A 17,749-nucleotide genomic window follows, 5' to 3' on the forward strand; every position below is an offset into this window, starting at 1 on the left:
GCCCCTGAATGCGGGCGGCGGGCCCGGAGGCCCGCCGCGTGGCGAGGATCAGCTCTCGCCGGCGATCTTCGAGCGCCAGTAGTCGGCGGTTTCGTTCGCTTCCTCGGCCAGGCCGCGGCCTTCCATGTCCTCGACCCAGTTCTGGAGCAGGTCGGGGGCCGTTTCCTTCCACTTGGCCAGTTCCGCGTCGGGGAAGGGCTTGATGGTGCCGCCGGCGGCGACGATCTGTTCGCCGGCCTCTTCCTCGATGGCGTCGATGGCGCCGATATAGGCCTCGTTGGCCTTGGCGGCCTCTTCGAGCACGACGGCGCGGTCCTCGTCCGAGAGGTCGGCCAGAACGTCCTTGTTGATGACGATCAGGTGGCCGGCGATGGCCATGACCGGGCCGCAGGAATAGGGGCCGGGCTCGTAGAGGCGGTTGGCCAGGATGTTGCCGCGGTTGAGGAACGAGTAGTCGAGCGAGCCGCGCTGCAGGGCCTCGTAGACGTCGCCCACCCCGACCGAGACCGGCACCGCGCCGATCGCCTCGTGCGCCTTGGGGATGTCGGCGCCGAACGAGCGCAGCTTCTTGCCCTCGAGCGCGGCGACGCTGTCGCAGTTCTCGTCGGGGCCGGTGAGGTAGTATGCGCCGAGCGGCTGGTGGAACAGGAACTCGACGTTGAACTTGTCGAGCTCCTCCTGGAAGTAGGGCAGATCCTCGTAGGCCTGGGCCGAGATCTCCATCGCCTGGCGCGGGGTGTCGAACACGAAGGGGATCTGGTAGGCGCGCCAGAACAGCAGTTGGTCGGCGTAGTAGCCCGGCACGACCGAGGCCATGTCGATGGCGCCGCGGCCCGCGAGCGTCAGGATCTCGTTGCCCGCGCCGAGGCCGCCCGAATAGGTGATCTCGATGTTCACGCGGCCGTCGGTGCGCTCGGCGACGGCGGCTGCGAAATCCTTCTCGACCTGAAGATACTCCGAATCGGCGAGGTAGTGCCCCCAGCGGAGCGTCGTCTGCGCGGAGGCGGCCGTCGCCACGAGGGCGAGCGCCGCGGCGCTTGCCGCCAGGCTGCTGAAGCGGTGGAACATGATCGACTCCCTGTTATCGCGCACCATTTTCGCGGTGCGCCGGTCTCTTTGGTCGTGACGGCCGCGTCGGGCCCGCCCGGCGGCACGTCGCCCCGGGCCGTCGCCGATCACGGTAGCGCCTCGTCAACGCGGCGCAAGCGCGCGGGTGAGGCGTTCTTCCCTTGCCGGACCGGTCAACTGTTGACAGTTATTCAGCAGGCGAAACTAATGTCAATTGCCGCATCCCGCGGCGGAAGGAGTGCGATGGCCCGCGCCGCCCGACAGGATGCACCGCCCGTGCCCGACACGCCCGTGCCCGACACGCCCGTGCCCGACACGCCCGCGCCCGACACGCCCGCGCCCCACACCCCGGTGTCCGCGACGCCGGTGTCCGAGCCGCCCGGGGCCGCTCCCGGGGCGGCGGCCATGCTCGCCCGGCTGGCCGCGCGCGCCTCGTGCCGGGCGTTCGACGGCAGTCCTATCACGCCGGACGAGCTCGAGGCGATCGTGACGGACGGGTTGCAGGCGCCCTCCTCGTGCAACCATCAGAACTGGCATTTCGTGCTCGTGACGGATCAGGCGCGCAAGGACAGGGCGCGCGAGGTCGCGGGGGGCAACCCGCATTTCTCGGACTGCGCGGCACTGGTCTATCTGTGCTTCCAGAAAGGGTGGACGCACGGCAACTTCTCGATCGTGCAGTCGGTCGCAGGGGCCTGCTACCACATGATGCTCTCGGCGCATCTGCGCGGCTGGCGTTGCATCTGGAACGCCGGAATCGGCGATCACGCCGCGCTTCGCGATATGCTGGGCCTGCCGCAGACGTTCGAGGTGCAGGGCGCGCTGGCCATCGGCAAGCCGCTGCCCGACGCTCCGCCGATGAAGGCGCCCCGCCGCCCGCCCGCCGAGGTGATGTCGTGGGAACGGTTCGACCGGCCGGCCCATGCGGTCTATCCGGCGAAACCGGCCGACGCTTACCCGTTCTTCGCCATCCGCAACGACGACAACCCGTACGCGGAGTGGAACCCCGCGCGCTGGACATGGGCGCAGGTGGCCGATTTCCGCGGCTATTCCGTCTGGGCCAAGTCGCCGCTGGCGGGCGTCTACGTCTCGCGCCGGCAGGGCGACGCGCTGGCGCGCGAGCATGGACTGCTGCCCGATCTCGCGCCGGGGGCCAAGGCGATCGAGGTGATGCCCTGGGGCGGCACAACCACGGCCGAGCTGGTCCGCCGGCTGCCCGGCGTCCGGCTGACGGTGGCAGAGCTGTCGGAGCACAACGTCACCTTCATCCGCGAGCGGCTGCGGCAGGAGGGGCTGGGGGATACCGCGCGCTTTGCGGTGATGGCCGACGGGCGCTTGCCGATGGAGGACGGCGTGTCCGATCTCGTCGTGCTGCCGCAGGTGCTGGAGCATGCCCCCGATCCGCGCCGGCTGCTTGGCGAGGCGGCGCGCGTGCTCAAGCCCGGCGGCTGGCTGGTGGCAAGCTTGCGCAACGCCGACTCGGCCTACGGCGCCCACTGGCGCGAGGTGGAGAGCCGCGCGCAGGTGCCCAACCAGGGGCCCTTCACGCCGCTGCCGGCCGCGACCGTGCGCAGCTGGGTGGCCGAGCGCTTCGCCATCGAGGCGGAGCTGGGGATTGGCCGCGAGGCGGTAGGCGACGCGGCGCCGGTGACCGGCGATGACCTGCTGAAGGGGCGGCTCTGGGCCGTCAGGGCGCGGCGTGACTGAGCGGCGCCCCCTCCAGGTGCCGCGCCACGAAGCGGCCCTGGCCGACGCTGTCGTCGGTCAGCGCGCCGTCGCGCAGGGCGAACCGGCCGCGGCTGAGCGTGTGCACCACGCGCACGCCCATGCGCTGCCCCTCCCAGATCGAGAAGCCCGCGTCGGTGGCGAGGTTTTCCCTGGTGACCGTCCAGTCGGCGTGAAGGTCGACCACGGCGATGTCGGCATCCATTCCGACCCGCAGCGCGCCCTTTTGCGACAGGCCCATGCGGCGCGCGGGATTGGCGGTGACGAGCGGGATCAGGCGCGACAGCGGCAGCCCGCGGCGGTGGTGCCCCTCGGTGAGATAGACGGGCAGGAAGGCGTCGAGGCCGGGAAAGCCGGGCTGCGCCTTCCAGATCCCGCCGTCTTTCGAGGCGATCGGGCGGTGAATGTGATCGGTGCCCACCGTGTCGATCTGCCCCGCGGCGAGAGCCGCCCACAGCGCCTCGCGGTCTTCCGGCGCGCGCAGCGGCGGGTTGACCTTGCCGACGGCGCCCACATCGGAGGTCTCGTCATGGGTGAGGTAGTGCAGGCACGTCTCGATGGAGACGTCGGAGCCCTGCGCTCGCTCGGCGAGCGCGGCGCGCAGCGCCTCGGCGGACGACGTATGCACGGCATGGAGCGGCGCACCGGTGACGCGGGCGGCGCGGCAGGCGCGGGCGAGCGCGTCGGCCTCGACATGCGGCGGGCGCGTGGCGTTCCACGTCGCCAGCCCCCCCTCCCCCTCGGGGTCGGCCGCGCGCACCCGGTCGCGCAGCACCCACGCCACCTCGATGTTCTCGGGGTGGGGGCAGAGCATCCCGCCCGTGGCAGCCAGCGTCTCGAGCAGGCGGAACATGAAGCCGTCGTCGATGCCGGGAAGGCCGAGCCGCGCGCCTTCGTCGCCGCGGATGTTCATGAACAGCTTCGCCGTCGGGGCGCCGTGCGCGACGAGCGTGGGCAGCTCTGCCATCTGCGCGTCGGTGGCGATCACGAAATGCCACGAGAAGTCGATGCGCGCGCCGGCCTCGGTGATGCCGACAAGCTCGTCGAAGACGGGCAAATAGGGATCGGCGCTCATCACGAAGGGGATGAAGCAGCTGACGCCGCCCGTGGCCGCCGCGCCCGTCTCCGTCTTCGCATCGTCGGGCACCTTCGGGCGCGCGATGCTCATGCCGTGGCCGAGATGCAGGTGGGCGTCGACCGCGCCGGGCAGCACCGTCAGCCCGCCCACGTCGACGCTTTCGGCCGCCTCGCCGGCGCCTGGCGCCACGATGCCGGCGATGCGTCCGCCCGCCACCAGCACGTCGGCCTCGACCAGCGCGCCGTCGGGCAGATGCACCGTGCCGCCGCGCAAAACCAGATCCGCCTGCCCCATGCCTCGTCCCTCCCTGCCGGATGCGCGCGCACCTTGACCCTGTCCGCGCGCCGGGCGCAAGGCGCCCGGACCGCACAGGGCGGCGCCCGGACCGCACAGGGGGGCGCACCGGAAATCGCACGGGAGACCCGCCGATGAGCGACGATTTCGCCGCGCCGCTCGTGGCGCAGAACCTCGCGACCCTCGCCTACGAACGGCTGGAGCGCGCGATCATGGAAGGTGACCTGCCCCCCGGCGAGCGCCTCAGCGAGAGCGGCCTTGCCCGCCGCTTCGGCATCTCGCGGGGGCCGCTGCGCGAGGCGATCGGCCAGCTCGAGGGGCGCGGCCTCGTCGAGCGGGTGTCGAACCAGGGCGCGCGGGTCGTGGCGCTCGACACGCCCGACCTGATCGACCTGATGGTGGTGCGCGAGGCGCTGGAGGGGATGGCCTGCCGCCTCGCTGCCGAGCGGATGGCCGAGCCGGACCTCGCCCGCCTGGCCGCTCTGCTCGAGGCGCATGCACAGGCCGAGCCGATCGTGTCGGGGCGGGGCTACTTCCAGGGGACGGGCGACCGCGACTTTCACCAGCTGATCCTGCGGGCCAGCGGCAACCGGCGGCTGGCGGTGCAGCTCGGGTCGGAACTCTACCCGCTCCTGCGCCTCTACCGGCACCGGTTGTCGATGCGGCCCGGCCGGCCGGCCGAGGCGCTCGCGGAACACCGCGCGATCCTCGAGGCGCTCTCCGCCCGTCACCCCGATCGCGCGGAGGAGGCGATGCGCGCCCATGTCCGGGCTGCGAGACAGGCTCTCGAGGAGGGGCGCGGCCCCGGACCGGTGGAGGCGGAGAGCGCATGAGCGAGGGGGTCTGGCCCGGGCCGACCGACGGCACCGCAGCGGGCAAGCGGCAGGCGCTGCGCGCGATGGTCGAGGCGCGGCAGGCGGTGCTGCTGCCTGGCGCGGCCAACGCGCTGACGGCGCGCGCCATCGAGCAGGCGGGCTTTTCGGCCTGCTACGTCACGGGGGCGGGGGTGGCCAACACCCTGCTCGGTGCGCCCGATCTCGGCCTCGTCACCCTGACCGAGCTGGCCGGAACGGTCGCCGCGATCTCGGATGTCTGCGCGCTGCCGCTGGTGGTCGACATCGACACCGGCTTCGGCAACGCGCTCAACCTGCACCGCACGATGCGCGCGATGGAGCGGGCCGGCGCCGCCGCCGTGCAACTGGAAGACCAGGTCTTTCCCAAGCGCTGCGGGCATTTCGACGGCAAGGCGGTGATCCCGCTGCCGGACGCGCTGGCCAAGCTGCGCGCCGCGCTCGACGCCCGCGAGGATTCCGGGCTGATGGTCATCGCCCGCACCGACGCGGCCGCCGTCGAGGGCTTCGAGGCGGCGCTGGAGCGGGCGGCCGCCTTCGTCGAGGCGGGCGCCGACATGACCTTCGTCGAGGCGCCGGCGAGCCGGCAGGAGCTGGCGCGGGCGGCGGCGCTGCCGGTGCCGCAGGTGGCCAACATGGTGGTGGGCGGGCGCACGCCGCTTCTGCCACAGGCAGACCTCGCCGATATGGGATTCGGCGTGGCGCTCTACGCCAACGCGGCGCTGCAGGCGGCCATGCGGGCCATGGCCGAGGTGCTCGGCACGCTGAAGGCGGATGGCGACGTGTCGCGCGTGATCGACCGTCTCGCCGGCTTCGACGAGCGGCAGGCGATGGTCGACAAGGCCACCTGGGATGCACGCGAGGCGCGCTACCGCGACGGCTGAGCGGGTCGAAGCGGGGCAGGGCGGCCCCCGGGTGCAACCGAATGGCGGCGCGCGCAGGGCTCAGCGCGGGCGCCACTCCGCAAGGTCGTTCCACACCTCCTGGAACACGATCCGCCCGCCCGAAAGCTCGAACCGGTCGCAGAACCGGATGCCCTCGAAGGGGGTGCCGTCGGTCCACGCGCCCTCGAGCGTGCCGCGGCACCACACGACGGCGCGGTCGCCCGAGAACGCCTCGTCGAACCCGTCGAACTGCTTGCGGACATGCGCGTAGCGCGTGCGGCTCCACTCCACCAGCGTCTCCAGGTCGCGCATCCGCTTGCCCGAGGGGAACACCATCTCGAAGCCGTCGGCGGTCAGCGCCGTGGCGCCGGCAAGGTCGCGCGCCTCGAGCCGCGCGAGGAAGTCCTTCACCACGTCCACCGCCGAGGGTGCGGGGGGGCCGGGTGTCCTGCTCTCGCCGCCGCGCATGTAGCAGGCCGGGCGCACGTTTTCCGTCACCACGGTGATGCCGGCGGGTGGGGCGGCGATGGTCGCCCGCACCGCGTCGGTCAACCGGCCCGAAAGCGTGCGGATCGTGGCGTCGTCGTAGCCCTCGATGAGCGTGACCCTGACAATGGGCATCGGCATCTCTCCCCGTCGTGCGGCGCCACGTTGGGGCGACTGGCGGTCGTGCGCAAGGGCCTCGCCATGGCGCCGGCCCCTGCGCTAGGCTTGCGAGAGGGAGGGCCGCCATGAGTTTTGCCATCCGCCGGATCGACCACGTCGTGCTCTATGTTGCCGACCAGGCGCGATCGACGCGCTTCTACGAGGAGGTGCTGGGCTGCACCGTCGTGCGCGTCAACGAAGCGGCCGGCATCGTCCACCTGCGGGCGGGCGACGGCATGATCGACCTCGTTGCCCGGCCCGCGGGCATCGAGGGGCGCAACGTCGATCACGTCGCGCTGCGGATCGACCCGTGGGAACCTGAACGGCTGGCGGCCCATCTCGCCGCTCACGGGATCGTGCCCGGCGAGGTGCGGCCGCGCTTCGGGGCCGAGGGGGTGGGGCCGTCGCTCTATTTCGACGATCCCGACGGCAACACGATCGAGCTGAAGGGGCCGGCAGAGGGCTGACACGTCCCTTCTTCCGGCGCGGAGGACGCTTCAGGACAGAAGGAACGAGACGGTCAGCACGAGCCCCAGCGCCGCCACGCCCCAGCGGACCACGCGCTCGGGCAGCCGGCGCACCAGCGTCGCGCCGACCCAGCCGCCGGCGATGCCGCCCGCCAGCACGAAGCCGGCCGCGACCCAGTCGACCAGCCCCGAAAGCATCATCGGCACCACGGCGACGGACTGGATGGCGACCGCGAAGAGATTCTTCGCCCCGTTCACCTGTCCGATGCCGCTGCCGGCCGACGCCGCCAGCACCGCGAGCAGCATGAAGCCCATGCCGGCGCCGAAGAACCCGCCATAGAAGCCGATCGCCCCCAGCAGGACGCCCGTGGCGACACCCAACCGCCCGCCCGGGAAGGCGCGGCGCATCAGGTCGGCCGCGCGGGGGCCGAGCGCGATGGCGACCACACTTAGCCCGAGCAGCACCGGAACCACCCGCAGGAACGCCTCGTCGGAGGAATTGACCATGACAAGCGCCCCGGCGAGCGCGCCCGCCATCGCGGGGAGCATCTGCCGCCCGAGCGCCCTCAGGTCACGGCGCAACTCGCGCCGGTAGACCCAGACAGCCGGCAGCTGCGCGGGCCACAGCGCGACACCCTGAGTGACGTTCGCCGCGATCGGCGGCAGACCCGATGCCAGCAGCAGAGGAAAGACGAAGAGCTTCGCGCCCCCCGCGGCGGCATTGACCGCGCCGCCGAGCAGGCCCGCGGCGAGGAACACGAGGATCTCGGCGCTCATCGGCGACGGGGCCTTCGGCGGTGCGGCACGGGCAGCGGCACTGGCAGCGGGGCGTGTGGGCGGTCCATGCGCTCCTTCCGGGCGGGGATGGGGCGAATGCGCCGGCCACGGCGCAGACCCGGCTCCGACTAGCAGCCGCCCCGGCCGGTGTATAGCCGAGGGGCGCTTCGCCATCCGCCGGTCTCTGGGGGGATCGGCCGTCGCGCATCGACCGCCTCGCCGGCTCCGAACGGGCCGATCCCTGGGTCGGCTGCGCCCGTCTTCCTGAGCCGCCGGACCGCTCCGGACGTTCCGCGCCGCCCGCGACTCGTGCGCAAGCGGCGGTTGGCGGCTTTTGGCTGATCAGTTGCTATCTTGTAACATTCTGAAAAGGATGTGCATCTCGTCGTTTCCATGGCCGGCGAGAACGCGCCCGAAGGTGAACTGCTGTTCATTCACGTTGATCAACACGTTCCCCCACGAATTTGGACCGGCCCATGTGGGGTTGTCGTCGGACGTCCGGTAAAGAAAGACAGGGAAGAGCGTCCTTCCACCCGGCCCGGCAATCGGCCAAGGCTCCGCACCGCCCAGAGCGGTACGTCCATCCTCCCCTTCGGCCCGGATGGTGATCAGCGGATGACGACCGCTTGCGTCGTCTATTACCTGAAACACGGGCGCTCTGCTCCCGGAAGCGGTCGAGAGGGTCACTCCGAAGCTTCGGTCGATGCTCATCATGTCGAGCGTCGCGCCCCTCGCAGCGAGGGGTGCAAGGGCGCAGAACAGGGCCGAGACGACCGATGGAAGGAGACGACCCCGTTTCGTGCGGGACGGCCGATCGTGCCGGGTGGCCCGGCGGGCAAGGGGGCGGGGTGCATCAGGCGTGTCGCCCACCGCCAGCATCGGCGTATCATCCGCAGCTTTCGCTATGCCCCTCTCCCTTCCGGCCATGTCGAAAGTGCTCGTGCTGCCCGGCGAGCACCCTTCAGCTTGACAATACGCTATAACGTAATAATTGCGTGGCGCCAATTGGATCGAAAGGGCCGCTCAGGCCCCGACGGTGTCCCGACAGAGCATGAAGTTCCGAATTCGGCCGGGCCCTCGATGGGGGCGACGACCGATGGCGCGGCAATCGCGCCCATGCCGCGGATCGACATGAGACGGCGGCAATCGGAATTCCGGCGTGCAATGGCGACGCGGCGTGCCGGCAAGCCCACCCTCCGCGTGCAAAGGCCCTTTTGCCGTTGGCAGCGTGGCGTCACCCGGCCCCCGTCAGTCTGCCTCGTCGCCGCCGCTGCCGCCCGACGCGGCCGGCACCGTCGCCTGGAAATTGCCGTCGACCACCCGGCCGGCCTGCGTCTCGATCACGAGGCCGGTGGCGCCCCCCGGCGTCATCGTTGCCTGAAAGCTGCCGGCGATCACCATGTCGGATCCCTCGGCCTCGACCGCCGTGAGCGACAGGTCGACGTTCTCGTCCTCGGCGATGTAGTCGCGGCTGCCGGCCTCCATCGTGACGCGCGCCTCGGTCACGTCGGCTTCGGTTGCGCCGGCCTCGGCGGTGAACTCGATGGTCAGGGTGCCTGGGCCGGACACCCCGCCGGCCTCGGGCGTGGCGACGAGGCGGATGTCCCATCTCCCGTCTTCCTCGCGCCACGTGCTGGACGGGTCGCCATCGGCGCCGGCCACGATCCAGCGGGCGTCGTCGAGGTCGAGCGTTCCCGTGACGGTGCCTGCTCCGGCGCCGGCCTGCGCGAGAGCCGCGGCGGGCAGGGCGGCGGCGAGAAGAGCGCCGGGCAGGGTGAGCGTGAGCGCGCGTGTCATCCATCCTCCTTTGCGCAGTCGGCAGGAGGGCAATCCGGCACGCAGCGCCCTGTTCCCGGGGCTGACTGATCTGCATCAAGTCTCTCTGCCGGATGTGCTGGTTAACGTCTGCCCGAAGACGACAGCGAGGGACGACAGGCAATGTAAGGAGTGCGCACGATCGCCGCGGCCGCCGGGCTGGCGGCCTTGCTGGCCCCGCCCGTGCAGGCGGCCACCTACGACCTTCTCGCCATGAAGGTGAGCGATCTCGCCCCCGCAACGGGCTCGGCGGGGCGGATCGACCCCTACCTCGACTGGACCGGCACGGGCGGCTTCAACGTGGGTGTCGCCGGCGCGACGTCGCTGGCCAATAACGGGGTCGACTACAAGGATCCGTTCGTCGACGCGTCGTGGGGCGACGTGCTGTCGGTGCGGGTGTCGATGTATTCCGCCGGGTCCGAGGTCGCGTTCATCGAGTTCGACGCCAGCGGCACCTCCAAGACCGATTTCTTCGCGCCCGGCAACGTCGCGGCGTCGAGCTGGACCGACCTGGCCTCGGCCGAGTCATTCAGATACTTTTCGATTCCTGGCCATGACGTGGAGAATCGTCACTGGTTCGTCCACCGGCAATACGGTGGTTGCTCGAACGACGCGGGATGGATGGTCGTGCGCGACGGTGGCACGAGCGATGCCTGCGCCTGGATGAACGACCGCAGCGGGGCCGGACTGGGCGATCGCGCGTTCCTGTATTCGGCCGAGGATACCGCGATCACGTACAGCAGTGCCGGGACGAGCCTCGCGGCGGCCGATGTCTTCGCGGTGCATGTCGAGCTCGCCGGGACGCCGCCGGTCGTGCCGGGCCCGGCTCCGGCGGTGCTGCTCGTCACCGGTGTTGCCGCCCTGGGCGCGCTGCGCCGGCGGTCGCGGCGCGGCTGAGGCGCACCGGCATACGCCGCCCGCCCGCGCGATGCGGCGCCCGTTGCGGGATCACGTCTCGGTGCCGCCCGGGCAGGCGCCGCGCCGGCCTGGCGTGGCGGCAGGCCCGGCGCATCCCGGTCGCCCCGCCGCCTCCCGCCTGCGTCACGGTTGACGGGTGGCGAGCGGGCGGCCGGTCACGGCGCAGCTTGCGCCGCCCGGTGGCGAATGGTTGAACGCTTCGGCACGCCCCCTGCCACCCGGAGCCCGCACATGCCTTTCACCCTCGCCACCTGGAACATCAACTCGGTCCGCCTGCGCGAGGGGCTGGTGCGTCGCCTGCTGGAAGCGGAGGCGCCCGACATCCTCTGCCTGCAGGAATGCAAGAGCCCGGTCGAGAAGATGCCCGACTTTGCCGACCTCGGCTATGGCTGGCGGGTCGCGCGCGGCGAAAAGGGCTATAATGGCGTCGCGATCCTGTCGAAGCTGCCGCTGCGCGAGGCGGGCAGCCTGGATTTCGCCGGCCTCGGCCATGCCCGCCACGTCGCCGCCGAGCTCGAGTCGGGCGTGGTGATCCACAACTTCTACGTGCCGGCGGGCGGCGACGTGCCCGACCGCGAGAAGAACGCGAAGTTCGGCCAGAAGCTCGACTATGTCTCCGACATGGCTGACTGGGCGCGCGGCGACCGCCCGGCGCGGGCGATCCTCGTGGGCGACCTGAACATCGCCCCGCGGGAAGACGATGTCTGGTCGCACAAGCAGCTCCTGAAGGTCGTCTCGCACACGCCGGTCGAGGTCGACCATCTCGGCCGCGCGCAGGAGGCGGGCGGCTGGGTCGACGTCACCCGGGCCGACATCCCCGACGGACAGCTCTATTCGTGGTGGTCCTATCGCTCGCCCGACTGGGCGGCGGCCGACAAGGGTCGGCGGCTCGATCATGTGTGGGCCTCGCCCGACATCGCCGGCGCCGCACACGGCTCGCGCATCCTGCGCGACGCCCGCGGCTGGGAGAAGCCGTCGGACCACGCGCCCGTCTTCGCGAGCTTCGATCTTTGAAACGGCAGGCGGCGGCGCCCTTCCGAGCGCCGCCGCCACCTGTCCCGACAAGGGCGCGTTACGGCATCAGCTTGTGAATGGTGCCGGCATCCTGGGCGACGTAGAGCGCGCCGTCGGGGCCGCTGACCACCGAGCGGAAGCGGCCCGACGGGATCGGCAGCGTCATCTCGGTGACGTCGACGACCGCGCTGGCGTCCTCGTTCAGCTCGATCACGTCGATGCGCTGGCCGATCGGCGTGCCGCCGAAGCCGATGCCCATGATCCCCACGACGAGTGCGCCTTCCCAGGCGCCCCACTGGGAGCCTTCGAGAAAGGCTGCCGAGGAGGTGCCCTGCGACCAGCCGTTGTTATCCCAGATCGGCACCATTGCGTCGGGGTAGGACTCGAGGTCCGTCATCGGCATGTAGGCCGCGCGCTCGTAGCGGTTCATGCCCTCGAACTGGTTGGGCTCGTAGCCACAGTAATTTGAGGGGCAGTCGCCGCGCCCGGCGGTGTTCGGCGCCGGATCCCAGCCGGCGTTCCCGCCGTTCTCCAGCACCGTGATCTCGTCGGAATGCCACGGCCCGTGCTCGGCGGTGATCGCCGCGCCCGTCTCGGGGTGGAAGGCGATGCCCTGCACGTTGCGGTGCCCGTAGGTGTAGATGCGGTCGTCGAAGCCCTCGGGCGCGGCATTGTCGGGATGGGCGTTGCCGTCGGTGTCGATGCGCAGCACCTTGCCGCCAAGCTCCGTCGGGCTCTGCGGCACCGTCCCGCCGTGGATGTCGCCCGTCGTCACCCACAAGAAGCCCTCGGGGCCGAAGCGGATGCGCCCGCCGTTATGCGCGCCGGGGCCGCCGAAGGGCTGGTCGCTCGCCTCGGGCTTGTAGGAGATGTCCTCGACGATATCGGTGCGGTCGGAGACGCCGGTGAAGTCCTCGTTGACGGTCATCCGCAGCACGCGGTTGGTGCCGGGCGCGGTCATGCTCGAGGTCGAGTAGACGTAGATCTGGCGGTTTTCCGAGAAGTTCGGGTCGATGGCCACGCCCTGCATGCCGGCCTGCCCCTCGCAGAACAGGTCGTCCGCGGTCTCGGGGTAGCCCTCGGTCCCGGTCATGCCCAGAAGCGGGGTCACCTCGCCCGTGGGCATCCGCACCGACAGGCCGTGGCACTTCTCGGTGAAGAACATCGTGCCATCGTCGAGCAGCGCCATGTCCCAAGGGCTCTGCAGCCCGGTCAGGATGACCTCGGCGGTCATCGTGGTGGCGTTGGTGTTCGCCATGGCGGTGGTGCCGAGCATCACCGCGGCCGCGCCCATGGCAAATACGCAGGACGCGGTGCGTCCGCTGGTCTTCATCGTCATTCGGATAGTCCTCCCAATTTGCAGTGCGCGTTTTCGACGCAGCTTGATCTGCATCAAGGACGGTAGCGGCGCCGGGGGCATGCGCAAGGAGAATCTGTCGCGTCAGCACCGGTGCAGGCCGGCCAGGCTCCCCCCGGCCGGTCCGGCTTACTGGAACCGGTCGGCGATGTATGCGGCGAGGTTGGCGATATCCTCGTCCGTCAGATCGCTGGAGAGCGACATCATGATGGCGGAGTTCGGTCCGACCATCTCGCGCGCGCGATACGTCTGAAGCTTCTCTGCAATATAGGCGGCCTCCCGGCCCTTCAGCGCCGGAAAACTCGCCATGCCCTGTCCTGCCTTGCCATGGCAGTTCACGCAGTTGACGTTGTAGCGTTTCTCGCCAGCGGCGAGGTCTGCCGCCTGCGTGCCGGTGGCGGCCGTCGCGCCCGCGCAGACCGCCAGCGCGACCCCGGCGACGATGATCCTGAGCCTGTCGGTCATGGTCGAAATCCTCCCCCCTCATGGTTTCTTGTTATGGGCCGACGCCGAGGCACCGTAGGCAGCGCGGGGGGGTTGTCAATTCCGCGCCTTCGGCAGGCCCGGGCTCGCACGGCGCTTGCCAACGCCGCGGGCACCGAACATCGTGGCAGTGCCCGCTCCGGAGAGGCGCGGCGAACGGGAACCCAGGTCGGGAGGAGCGCATGGGGATCTTCATGAAGGTGATCAGGAGCGCGGCACTCGGGCTCGCGCTGGCAACGGCGGTGACAGTGTCTGCACCGCCGGCTACGGCCGAGGACACGCCGCATCACTTCGTGTTCCACATCACCAGCGACGATGCCTGGACTGTCGGATCCGCGCTGACGCAGGCGGTCGTCGCCTCGGAGCGCGGCCACGACGTCACGGTGATCCTGAGCGTGCGCGGCGTGCACCTGGCCGAGACGAACTCGGCGCAGGGCGGGTTCAGCGTCACCGCGCGCTCGCCGCGGGACATGCTCGGCGACCTGATCGACGACGGACACTCCGTGCTGGTCTGCGGCATGTGCATGGTCGCGGGCGGGGTGATGAAGGATGAACTGATCGAGGGCGCCGAGATTTCGGGGCCGGAGCTGACCTTCACCGCGCTCACGGCCCCGGACACGATCGTGCTGAGTTACTGAGCGACGCCGGGCCGGCCCATCCTCACTCGCGCAGCTCCGGTCTTCCCGGGTCGCGCGGGCGGGGAGCAGGGACAGGACGCGCGGGTCGGCGGTGCCTTGCGAACGCCCCCCCCATGCGCCATCTAACGCAGGAACGCTCACGCACGCGACACCGACAGCCGGGGACCGCACCATGATCGAACTGGGACAGAGCAAGGCCGCCCCCGCCGGCGGCGGCGACCTGATAAAGGAGACCACCGAAGCCACCTTCATGGCCGATGTCGTGGACGCCTCCATGCAGGTGCCTGTCATCGTCGATTTCTGGGCGACGTGGTGTGGCCCCTGCCGCACGCTCGGCCCGATGCTGGAAGACGCGGTCAAGGCCGCGGGTGGCGCGGTGAGGATGGTGAAGGTCGATGTCGACCGGAACCAGCAGATCGCCGCGCAGCTGCGCATCCAGTCGATCCCCACCGTCTATGCCTTCTGGCAGGGCCAACCGGTCGACGGTTTCCAGGGGGCGGTGCCCCAGTCGGAGATCAAGGCCTTCGTCGACCGGCTGACGCAGCTCGCCGGCGGCGAGGGGGCGCAGCAGGGCGGCGGGCTGGAGGAGGCCGTCGCCGCCGCCGAGGAGATGCTCGCGCAGGGCGCCGTGGTCGACGCCGCGCAGACCTTCGCCGCCGTGCTCGGGGAAGATGCCAACAACGCCCCCGCGCTCGCCGGGCTCGCCCGTGCCCACCTCGCCATGGGCGAGATCGACAAGGCCGAGGGGCTGCTGACCACCGCGCCCGAGGCAATCTTCGATGCGCCCGAGCTCGAGGCCGTGCGCGCCCAGGTCGAGCTCGCCCGGCAGGCCGAGAAGGCGGGCCCTGCCGACGAGTTGCGCGCGCGCCTCGAGGCCGACCCCGACGACCACCAGGCGCGCTTCGACCTCGCCACGGCGCTGCACGCGGCCGGCGAGACCGAGGCCGCGGTCGACGAGCTGCTCGAGCTCTTCCGCCGCGACCGGGAGTGGAACGGAGAGGCGGCCAAGGGCCAGCTCTTCAAGATCTTCGAGGCGCTGCCCGCACAGGATCCGATCGTGCTCCGGGGCCGCCGGCGCCTGTCGTCGATGATCTTCGCCTGAGCGTTTGCCCCGCACGGCGGGGCAGCTACCTCATGTCCATGATTTCCGCCGCCGACCTGCCGCAGACCATCCCGGTCTTTCCCCTCCCCGGTGCGCTGCTGTTGCCGCGTGCCCGCCTGCCGCTGCACATCTTCGAGCCGCGCTACCTTGCCATGCTCGACGATTGCATGAAGACCAAGGAACGCCTGATCGGCATGGTCCAGCCGCGCGAGGTGCCCGATGGCGCCGAGCGCCGGCTTCACACGATCGGGTGCGCCGGCCGTCTCACAGGCTTCTCCGAGACGGAGGACGGGCGTTACATGATTACCCTGACCGGCATATCGCGGTTCCGGCTTCTTCACGAGGTCGACGGCTTCACACCCTACATGCGCGCCGAGGTCGAGTGGTCGGGCTTCGAGCGCGACCTCGGCGGCGCCGAGGACGACCCTGGTTTCAAGCGCGAGCGCTTCCTCGATCTTCTGGCACGCTTCTTTTCGGCGCGCTCGCTCTCGACCGACTGGGACAGCCTGAAGGAGGCCGAGGACGAGCTGCTGATCAACTCGCTCTCGATGCTCTGCCCCTTCGACGTCGAGGACAAGCAGGCCCTGCTCGAGGCGCCGTCGCTGCCCACCCGGCGCGAGACGCTGGTGACCCTGATCGAGTTCGCCCTGCGGGGCGGCGGCAACCAGAGCGGCGAGGTGGTGCAATGAGCGACGCGCCGCCGGAGGAGCAAGGCGAGGCCGGGGGCGACGACCTGCACCGCAGTCCCTACGACCGCAAGATGCTCGAGGCGCTGGTCTGCCCGCAGACCCACGCGCCGCTGCGCTACGACGCCGAGCGGCAGGAGCTGATTTCTCGCGCCGCTCATCTCGCCTACCCGATCCGCGGCGGCATCCCCGTCATGCTGGTCGACGAGGCCCGCCAGCTCGATTGAGCGCAGCGCGGGGCGCGACGCTGTGCCCGCCCGTCGGAAACCTCCTGTTAACCGCGAATCGCGCACCCTGCCGTTGTCATGCCGGTGAAGCCGGCCGGTCAGCGTAAGGAGCGCGCGATGGACAACATGCACCCGGCCGACGAGCTGGCATGGCTCCGCGGCGAGATCCGCCGTCTTGCCCAGCGCGAGGCGGCGCTCAGGGAGCAGTTCCTGACGGGCACTGCGCCCGTCGAGGGCGTCGACTCGACGGTAAAGGTGCAGAGCTTTCGCCGCGCGGTCTTCCGGCGCGAGCGGCTGCCCGATACGGTGCTCTGCGACCCGGCTCTCTGGGAGACGCAGGTCACCCATAGGGTGACGGTCGTGCCGCGCGACGGCGACGGGATGATGGCCGCCCCGAGGCGCGAGGATGCGCTCAGGCTGATCGAACCCGCCTGAGCCAACGCGGGGCAGGGGCCGCTAGAGCGGCTGACCCTTCAGCAGGCGGGGCATGTCGCCGGCGAGCCCGGCCGCCTCGCGCACGAAACGGCGGCGCAGCCCGGGCAGGTGGCCCAGCACGCCCATGCCGAGGTCGCGGCCCAGGCGCAGCAGCGCGTTGTCGTTGGAGAACAGGCGGTTGAAGCCATCGGTCGCCAGCGCCAGCGCCGCCCGGTCGAAGCTGCGCCAGCGCCGGTGCCGCTCGAGCACCTGGCCGGCGCCGATATCCTCGCCGCGCCGCCGCGCTTCGGCCAGCACCTCGGCCAGCGTGCCGATATCGCGCAGCCCCTGGTTCAGGCCCTGCCCGGCGATGGGGTGGACGCTCTGTGCGGCATCGCCCACCAGCGCCAGCCGCTCGCCCACGATCCGGTCGGCGAGGCTGAGGCCGAGCGGGTAGGAGTAGCGGTCGCCCGCCAGCGAGATCGCGCCCAGGAAGTCGCCGAAACGGGGGCGCAGCGCCTCGAGGAAGCCCGCATCGTCCAGCCCCGCGATATGCTCCGCAAGCCCCCGCCGCTCGCTCCACACTATGGAGGAGCGGTTGCCGGTGAGCGGCAGGATCGCGAGCGGCCCGCCCGGCATGAAGAATTGATGCGCGCAACCGTGATGCGGCCGCTCGTGCGCCACCGCGCAGACGAGCGCCGTCTGCCCGTAATCCCAGCCCGTGCGCCGTATCCCGGCGCGCTCGGCCGTGCCGCTCGCCTTGCCGTCGGCGCCCACGACCAGCGGCGCGGTCAGCCGCACGCCGCTCCCGAGCACGACGCCCGCGGCCATCCCCTCGACCGATTGCGCCACCACCGTCTCGCCGGGCCGATGCTCGACCAGGGGCTCCTCCGCCATCGCGGCGAGGAGCGCACGGCGCAGGTGACGATCCTCCACCATCCAGCCCATCGGGCCTTCGTCCAGCTCGGCCGCGTCGAAATGCAGGAAGAACGGCGCCGCGCCCTCGCCCGGCCGCCCGTCGCTCGCCTTGATCTCGAGGATCGGCTGCGCCTCGCCCTGCAGCGGGGCCCAGAGCCCGAGTGCCGCCAGCAGGCGCTGCGAGGCGGCCGCCAGCGCGTAGGAGCGACCGTCGAAGCGGTCGCCCCCCCGCACCTCGGCCGGCAGCCGGTCGATCACGACCGAAGACAGGCCCGCACGGGCGCAGGCGAGGGCGAGGGCGCAGCCGTTCAGCCCGCCCCCCACGATGACGATGTCGCGGTCGTATGCCATGCGTGAGACATACGCCCGCGCCGCGCGATGTCCAAGCCGC

Annotated in this window: 20 protein-coding genes; 11 read left to right on the plus strand and 9 right to left on the minus strand. The window is 71.1% G+C overall.

All coding sequences use genetic code 11. The features are described 5' to 3' along the window. Nucleotides 1–48 precede the first annotated feature (48 nt). Nucleotides 49–1,068, minus strand: a complete 1,020-nt coding sequence (locus tag DLJ49_RS00290) for a C4-dicarboxylate TRAP transporter substrate-binding protein (RefSeq protein WP_158547352.1) — start codon at nt 1,066–1,068, stop codon at nt 49–51. Between the two features lie 243 nt (nt 1,069–1,311). On the opposite strand from DLJ49_RS00290, the gene DLJ49_RS00300 reads away from it, so the two are divergent. Continuing rightward, on the plus strand, nt 1,312–2,772 hold the full coding sequence (locus DLJ49_RS00300; RefSeq protein WP_158547353.1) for a nitroreductase family protein: 1,461 nt from the start codon (nt 1,312–1,314) through the stop codon (nt 2,770–2,772). Here the strand turns inward: DLJ49_RS00300 and DLJ49_RS00305 are convergent. Further along, nucleotides 2,753–4,162 (minus strand): dihydroorotase, encoded by a 1,410-nt coding sequence (locus DLJ49_RS00305; protein ID WP_115391518.1) that lies wholly within the window; start codon nt 4,160–4,162, stop codon nt 2,753–2,755. The two genes, DLJ49_RS00300 and DLJ49_RS00305, sit on opposite strands and share 20 nt — an antisense overlap. Nucleotides 4,163–4,296: 134 nt before the next feature. Here DLJ49_RS00305 and DLJ49_RS00310 point away from each other — a divergent pair, with 134 nt between their 5' ends. Both DLJ49_RS00310 and DLJ49_RS00315 read left to right on the plus strand, forming a co-directional pair. Continuing rightward, the gene (locus DLJ49_RS00310) at nt 4,297–4,995 is read left to right on the plus strand and encodes a GntR family transcriptional regulator (protein ID WP_115391519.1); all 699 of its coding nucleotides are present in this window, start codon (nt 4,297–4,299) and stop codon (nt 4,993–4,995) included. Then, nucleotides 4,992–5,897 (plus strand): isocitrate lyase/PEP mutase family protein, encoded by a 906-nt coding sequence (locus DLJ49_RS00315; protein WP_115391520.1) that lies wholly within the window; start codon nt 4,992–4,994, stop codon nt 5,895–5,897. The genes DLJ49_RS00310 and DLJ49_RS00315 overlap by 4 nt, the downstream gene beginning before the upstream one ends. Before the next feature lie 60 nt (nt 5,898–5,957). Here DLJ49_RS00315 and DLJ49_RS00320 read toward each other — a convergent pair whose 3' ends face one another. Continuing rightward, nucleotides 5,958–6,518, minus strand: coding sequence for a nuclear transport factor 2 family protein (locus DLJ49_RS00320; RefSeq protein WP_115391521.1), 561 nt, complete (start codon nt 6,516–6,518; stop codon nt 5,958–5,960). A gap of 110 nt (nt 6,519–6,628) precedes the next feature. On the opposite strand from DLJ49_RS00320, the gene DLJ49_RS00325 reads away from it, so the two are divergent. After that, nucleotides 6,629–7,009 carry a VOC family protein gene (locus tag DLJ49_RS00325; RefSeq protein ID WP_115391522.1) on the plus strand — a complete coding sequence of 127 codons (381 nt, stop codon included), beginning with the start codon at nt 6,629–6,631 and terminating at the stop codon, nt 7,007–7,009. A 30-nt stretch (nt 7,010–7,039) separates the two neighbouring features. Here the strand turns inward: DLJ49_RS00325 and DLJ49_RS00330 are convergent, their stop codons facing one another. The 3 genes from DLJ49_RS00330 to DLJ49_RS00335 all read right to left on the minus strand — a co-directional run bounded on the left by DLJ49_RS00330 (nt 7,040) and on the right by DLJ49_RS00335 (nt 9,583). After that, nucleotides 7,040–7,786 (minus strand): sulfite exporter TauE/SafE family protein, encoded by a 747-nt coding sequence (locus DLJ49_RS00330; RefSeq protein WP_115391523.1) that lies wholly within the window; start codon nt 7,784–7,786, stop codon nt 7,040–7,042. A 342-nt stretch (nt 7,787–8,128) separates the two neighbouring features. Continuing rightward, nucleotides 8,129–8,500, minus strand: coding sequence for a hypothetical protein (locus tag DLJ49_RS21390; protein ID WP_147277244.1), 372 nt, complete (start codon nt 8,498–8,500; stop codon nt 8,129–8,131). A 534-nt stretch (nt 8,501–9,034) separates the two neighbouring features. Then, nucleotides 9,035–9,583 carry a hypothetical protein gene (locus DLJ49_RS00335; protein ID WP_115391524.1) on the minus strand — a complete coding sequence of 183 codons (549 nt, stop codon included), beginning with the start codon at nt 9,581–9,583 and terminating at the stop codon, nt 9,035–9,037. A gap of 150 nt (nt 9,584–9,733) precedes the next feature. Here DLJ49_RS00335 and DLJ49_RS00340 point away from each other — a divergent pair, with 150 nt between their 5' ends. Together DLJ49_RS00340 and DLJ49_RS00345 are read left to right on the plus strand one after the other, a co-directional pair. Then, nucleotides 9,734–10,498 (plus strand): hypothetical protein, encoded by a 765-nt coding sequence (locus DLJ49_RS00340; RefSeq protein WP_115391525.1) that lies wholly within the window; start codon nt 9,734–9,736, stop codon nt 10,496–10,498. A 252-nt stretch (nt 10,499–10,750) separates the two neighbouring features. After that, the gene (locus DLJ49_RS00345; RefSeq protein ID WP_115391526.1) at nt 10,751–11,533 is read left to right on the plus strand and encodes an exodeoxyribonuclease III; all 783 of its coding nucleotides are present in this window, start codon (nt 10,751–10,753) and stop codon (nt 11,531–11,533) included. 58 nt (nt 11,534–11,591) lie between these two features. Here the strand turns inward: DLJ49_RS00345 and DLJ49_RS00350 are convergent, their stop codons facing one another. Continuing rightward, nucleotides 11,592–12,872, minus strand: coding sequence for a PQQ-dependent sugar dehydrogenase (locus tag DLJ49_RS00350; protein ID WP_233488569.1), 1,281 nt, complete (start codon nt 12,870–12,872; stop codon nt 11,592–11,594). Between the two features lie 147 nt (nt 12,873–13,019). After that, nucleotides 13,020–13,355: a c-type cytochrome gene (locus tag DLJ49_RS00355; RefSeq protein WP_115391527.1), complete on the minus strand. Its 336-nt coding sequence runs from the start codon at nt 13,353–13,355 to the stop codon at nt 13,020–13,022. Nucleotides 13,356–13,555: 200 nt separating this feature from the next. Between DLJ49_RS00355 and DLJ49_RS00360 the strand changes: the two genes are divergently transcribed. From DLJ49_RS00360 to DLJ49_RS00380, 5 genes are all read left to right on the plus strand, one after another. Then, on the plus strand, nt 13,556–14,011 hold the full coding sequence (locus DLJ49_RS00360; protein WP_158547354.1) for a DsrE family protein: 456 nt from the start codon (nt 13,556–13,558) through the stop codon (nt 14,009–14,011). 172 nt (nt 14,012–14,183) lie between these two features. Next, nucleotides 14,184–15,113 carry a thioredoxin gene (gene trxA, locus DLJ49_RS00365; protein WP_115391529.1) on the plus strand — a complete coding sequence of 310 codons (930 nt, stop codon included), beginning with the start codon at nt 14,184–14,186 and terminating at the stop codon, nt 15,111–15,113. 38 nt (nt 15,114–15,151) lie between these two features. Next, nucleotides 15,152–15,802, plus strand: a complete 651-nt coding sequence (locus DLJ49_RS00370; protein ID WP_115391770.1) for an LON peptidase substrate-binding domain-containing protein — start codon at nt 15,152–15,154, stop codon at nt 15,800–15,802. A 71-nt stretch (nt 15,803–15,873) separates the two neighbouring features. Next, nucleotides 15,874–16,026, plus strand: coding sequence for a Trm112 family protein (locus DLJ49_RS00375; RefSeq protein WP_233488609.1), 153 nt, complete (start codon nt 15,874–15,876; stop codon nt 16,024–16,026). 117 nt (nt 16,027–16,143) lie between these two features. Continuing rightward, nucleotides 16,144–16,461, plus strand: a complete 318-nt coding sequence (locus tag DLJ49_RS00380) for a hypothetical protein (protein ID WP_115391531.1) — start codon at nt 16,144–16,146, stop codon at nt 16,459–16,461. A 21-nt stretch (nt 16,462–16,482) separates the two neighbouring features. Here DLJ49_RS00380 and DLJ49_RS00385 read toward each other — a convergent pair whose 3' ends face one another. Then, entirely contained in the window at nt 16,483–17,709 is a 1,227-nt protein-coding gene (locus DLJ49_RS00385) for a UbiH/UbiF/VisC/COQ6 family ubiquinone biosynthesis hydroxylase (protein ID WP_115391532.1), read from the minus strand. Nucleotides 17,710–17,749 lie beyond the last annotated feature (40 nt).

The organism is Rhodovulum sp. 12E13 (assembly GCF_003340565.1).
In the GTDB taxonomy this organism is placed as follows: domain Bacteria; phylum Pseudomonadota; class Alphaproteobacteria; order Rhodobacterales; family Rhodobacteraceae; genus HLUCCA09.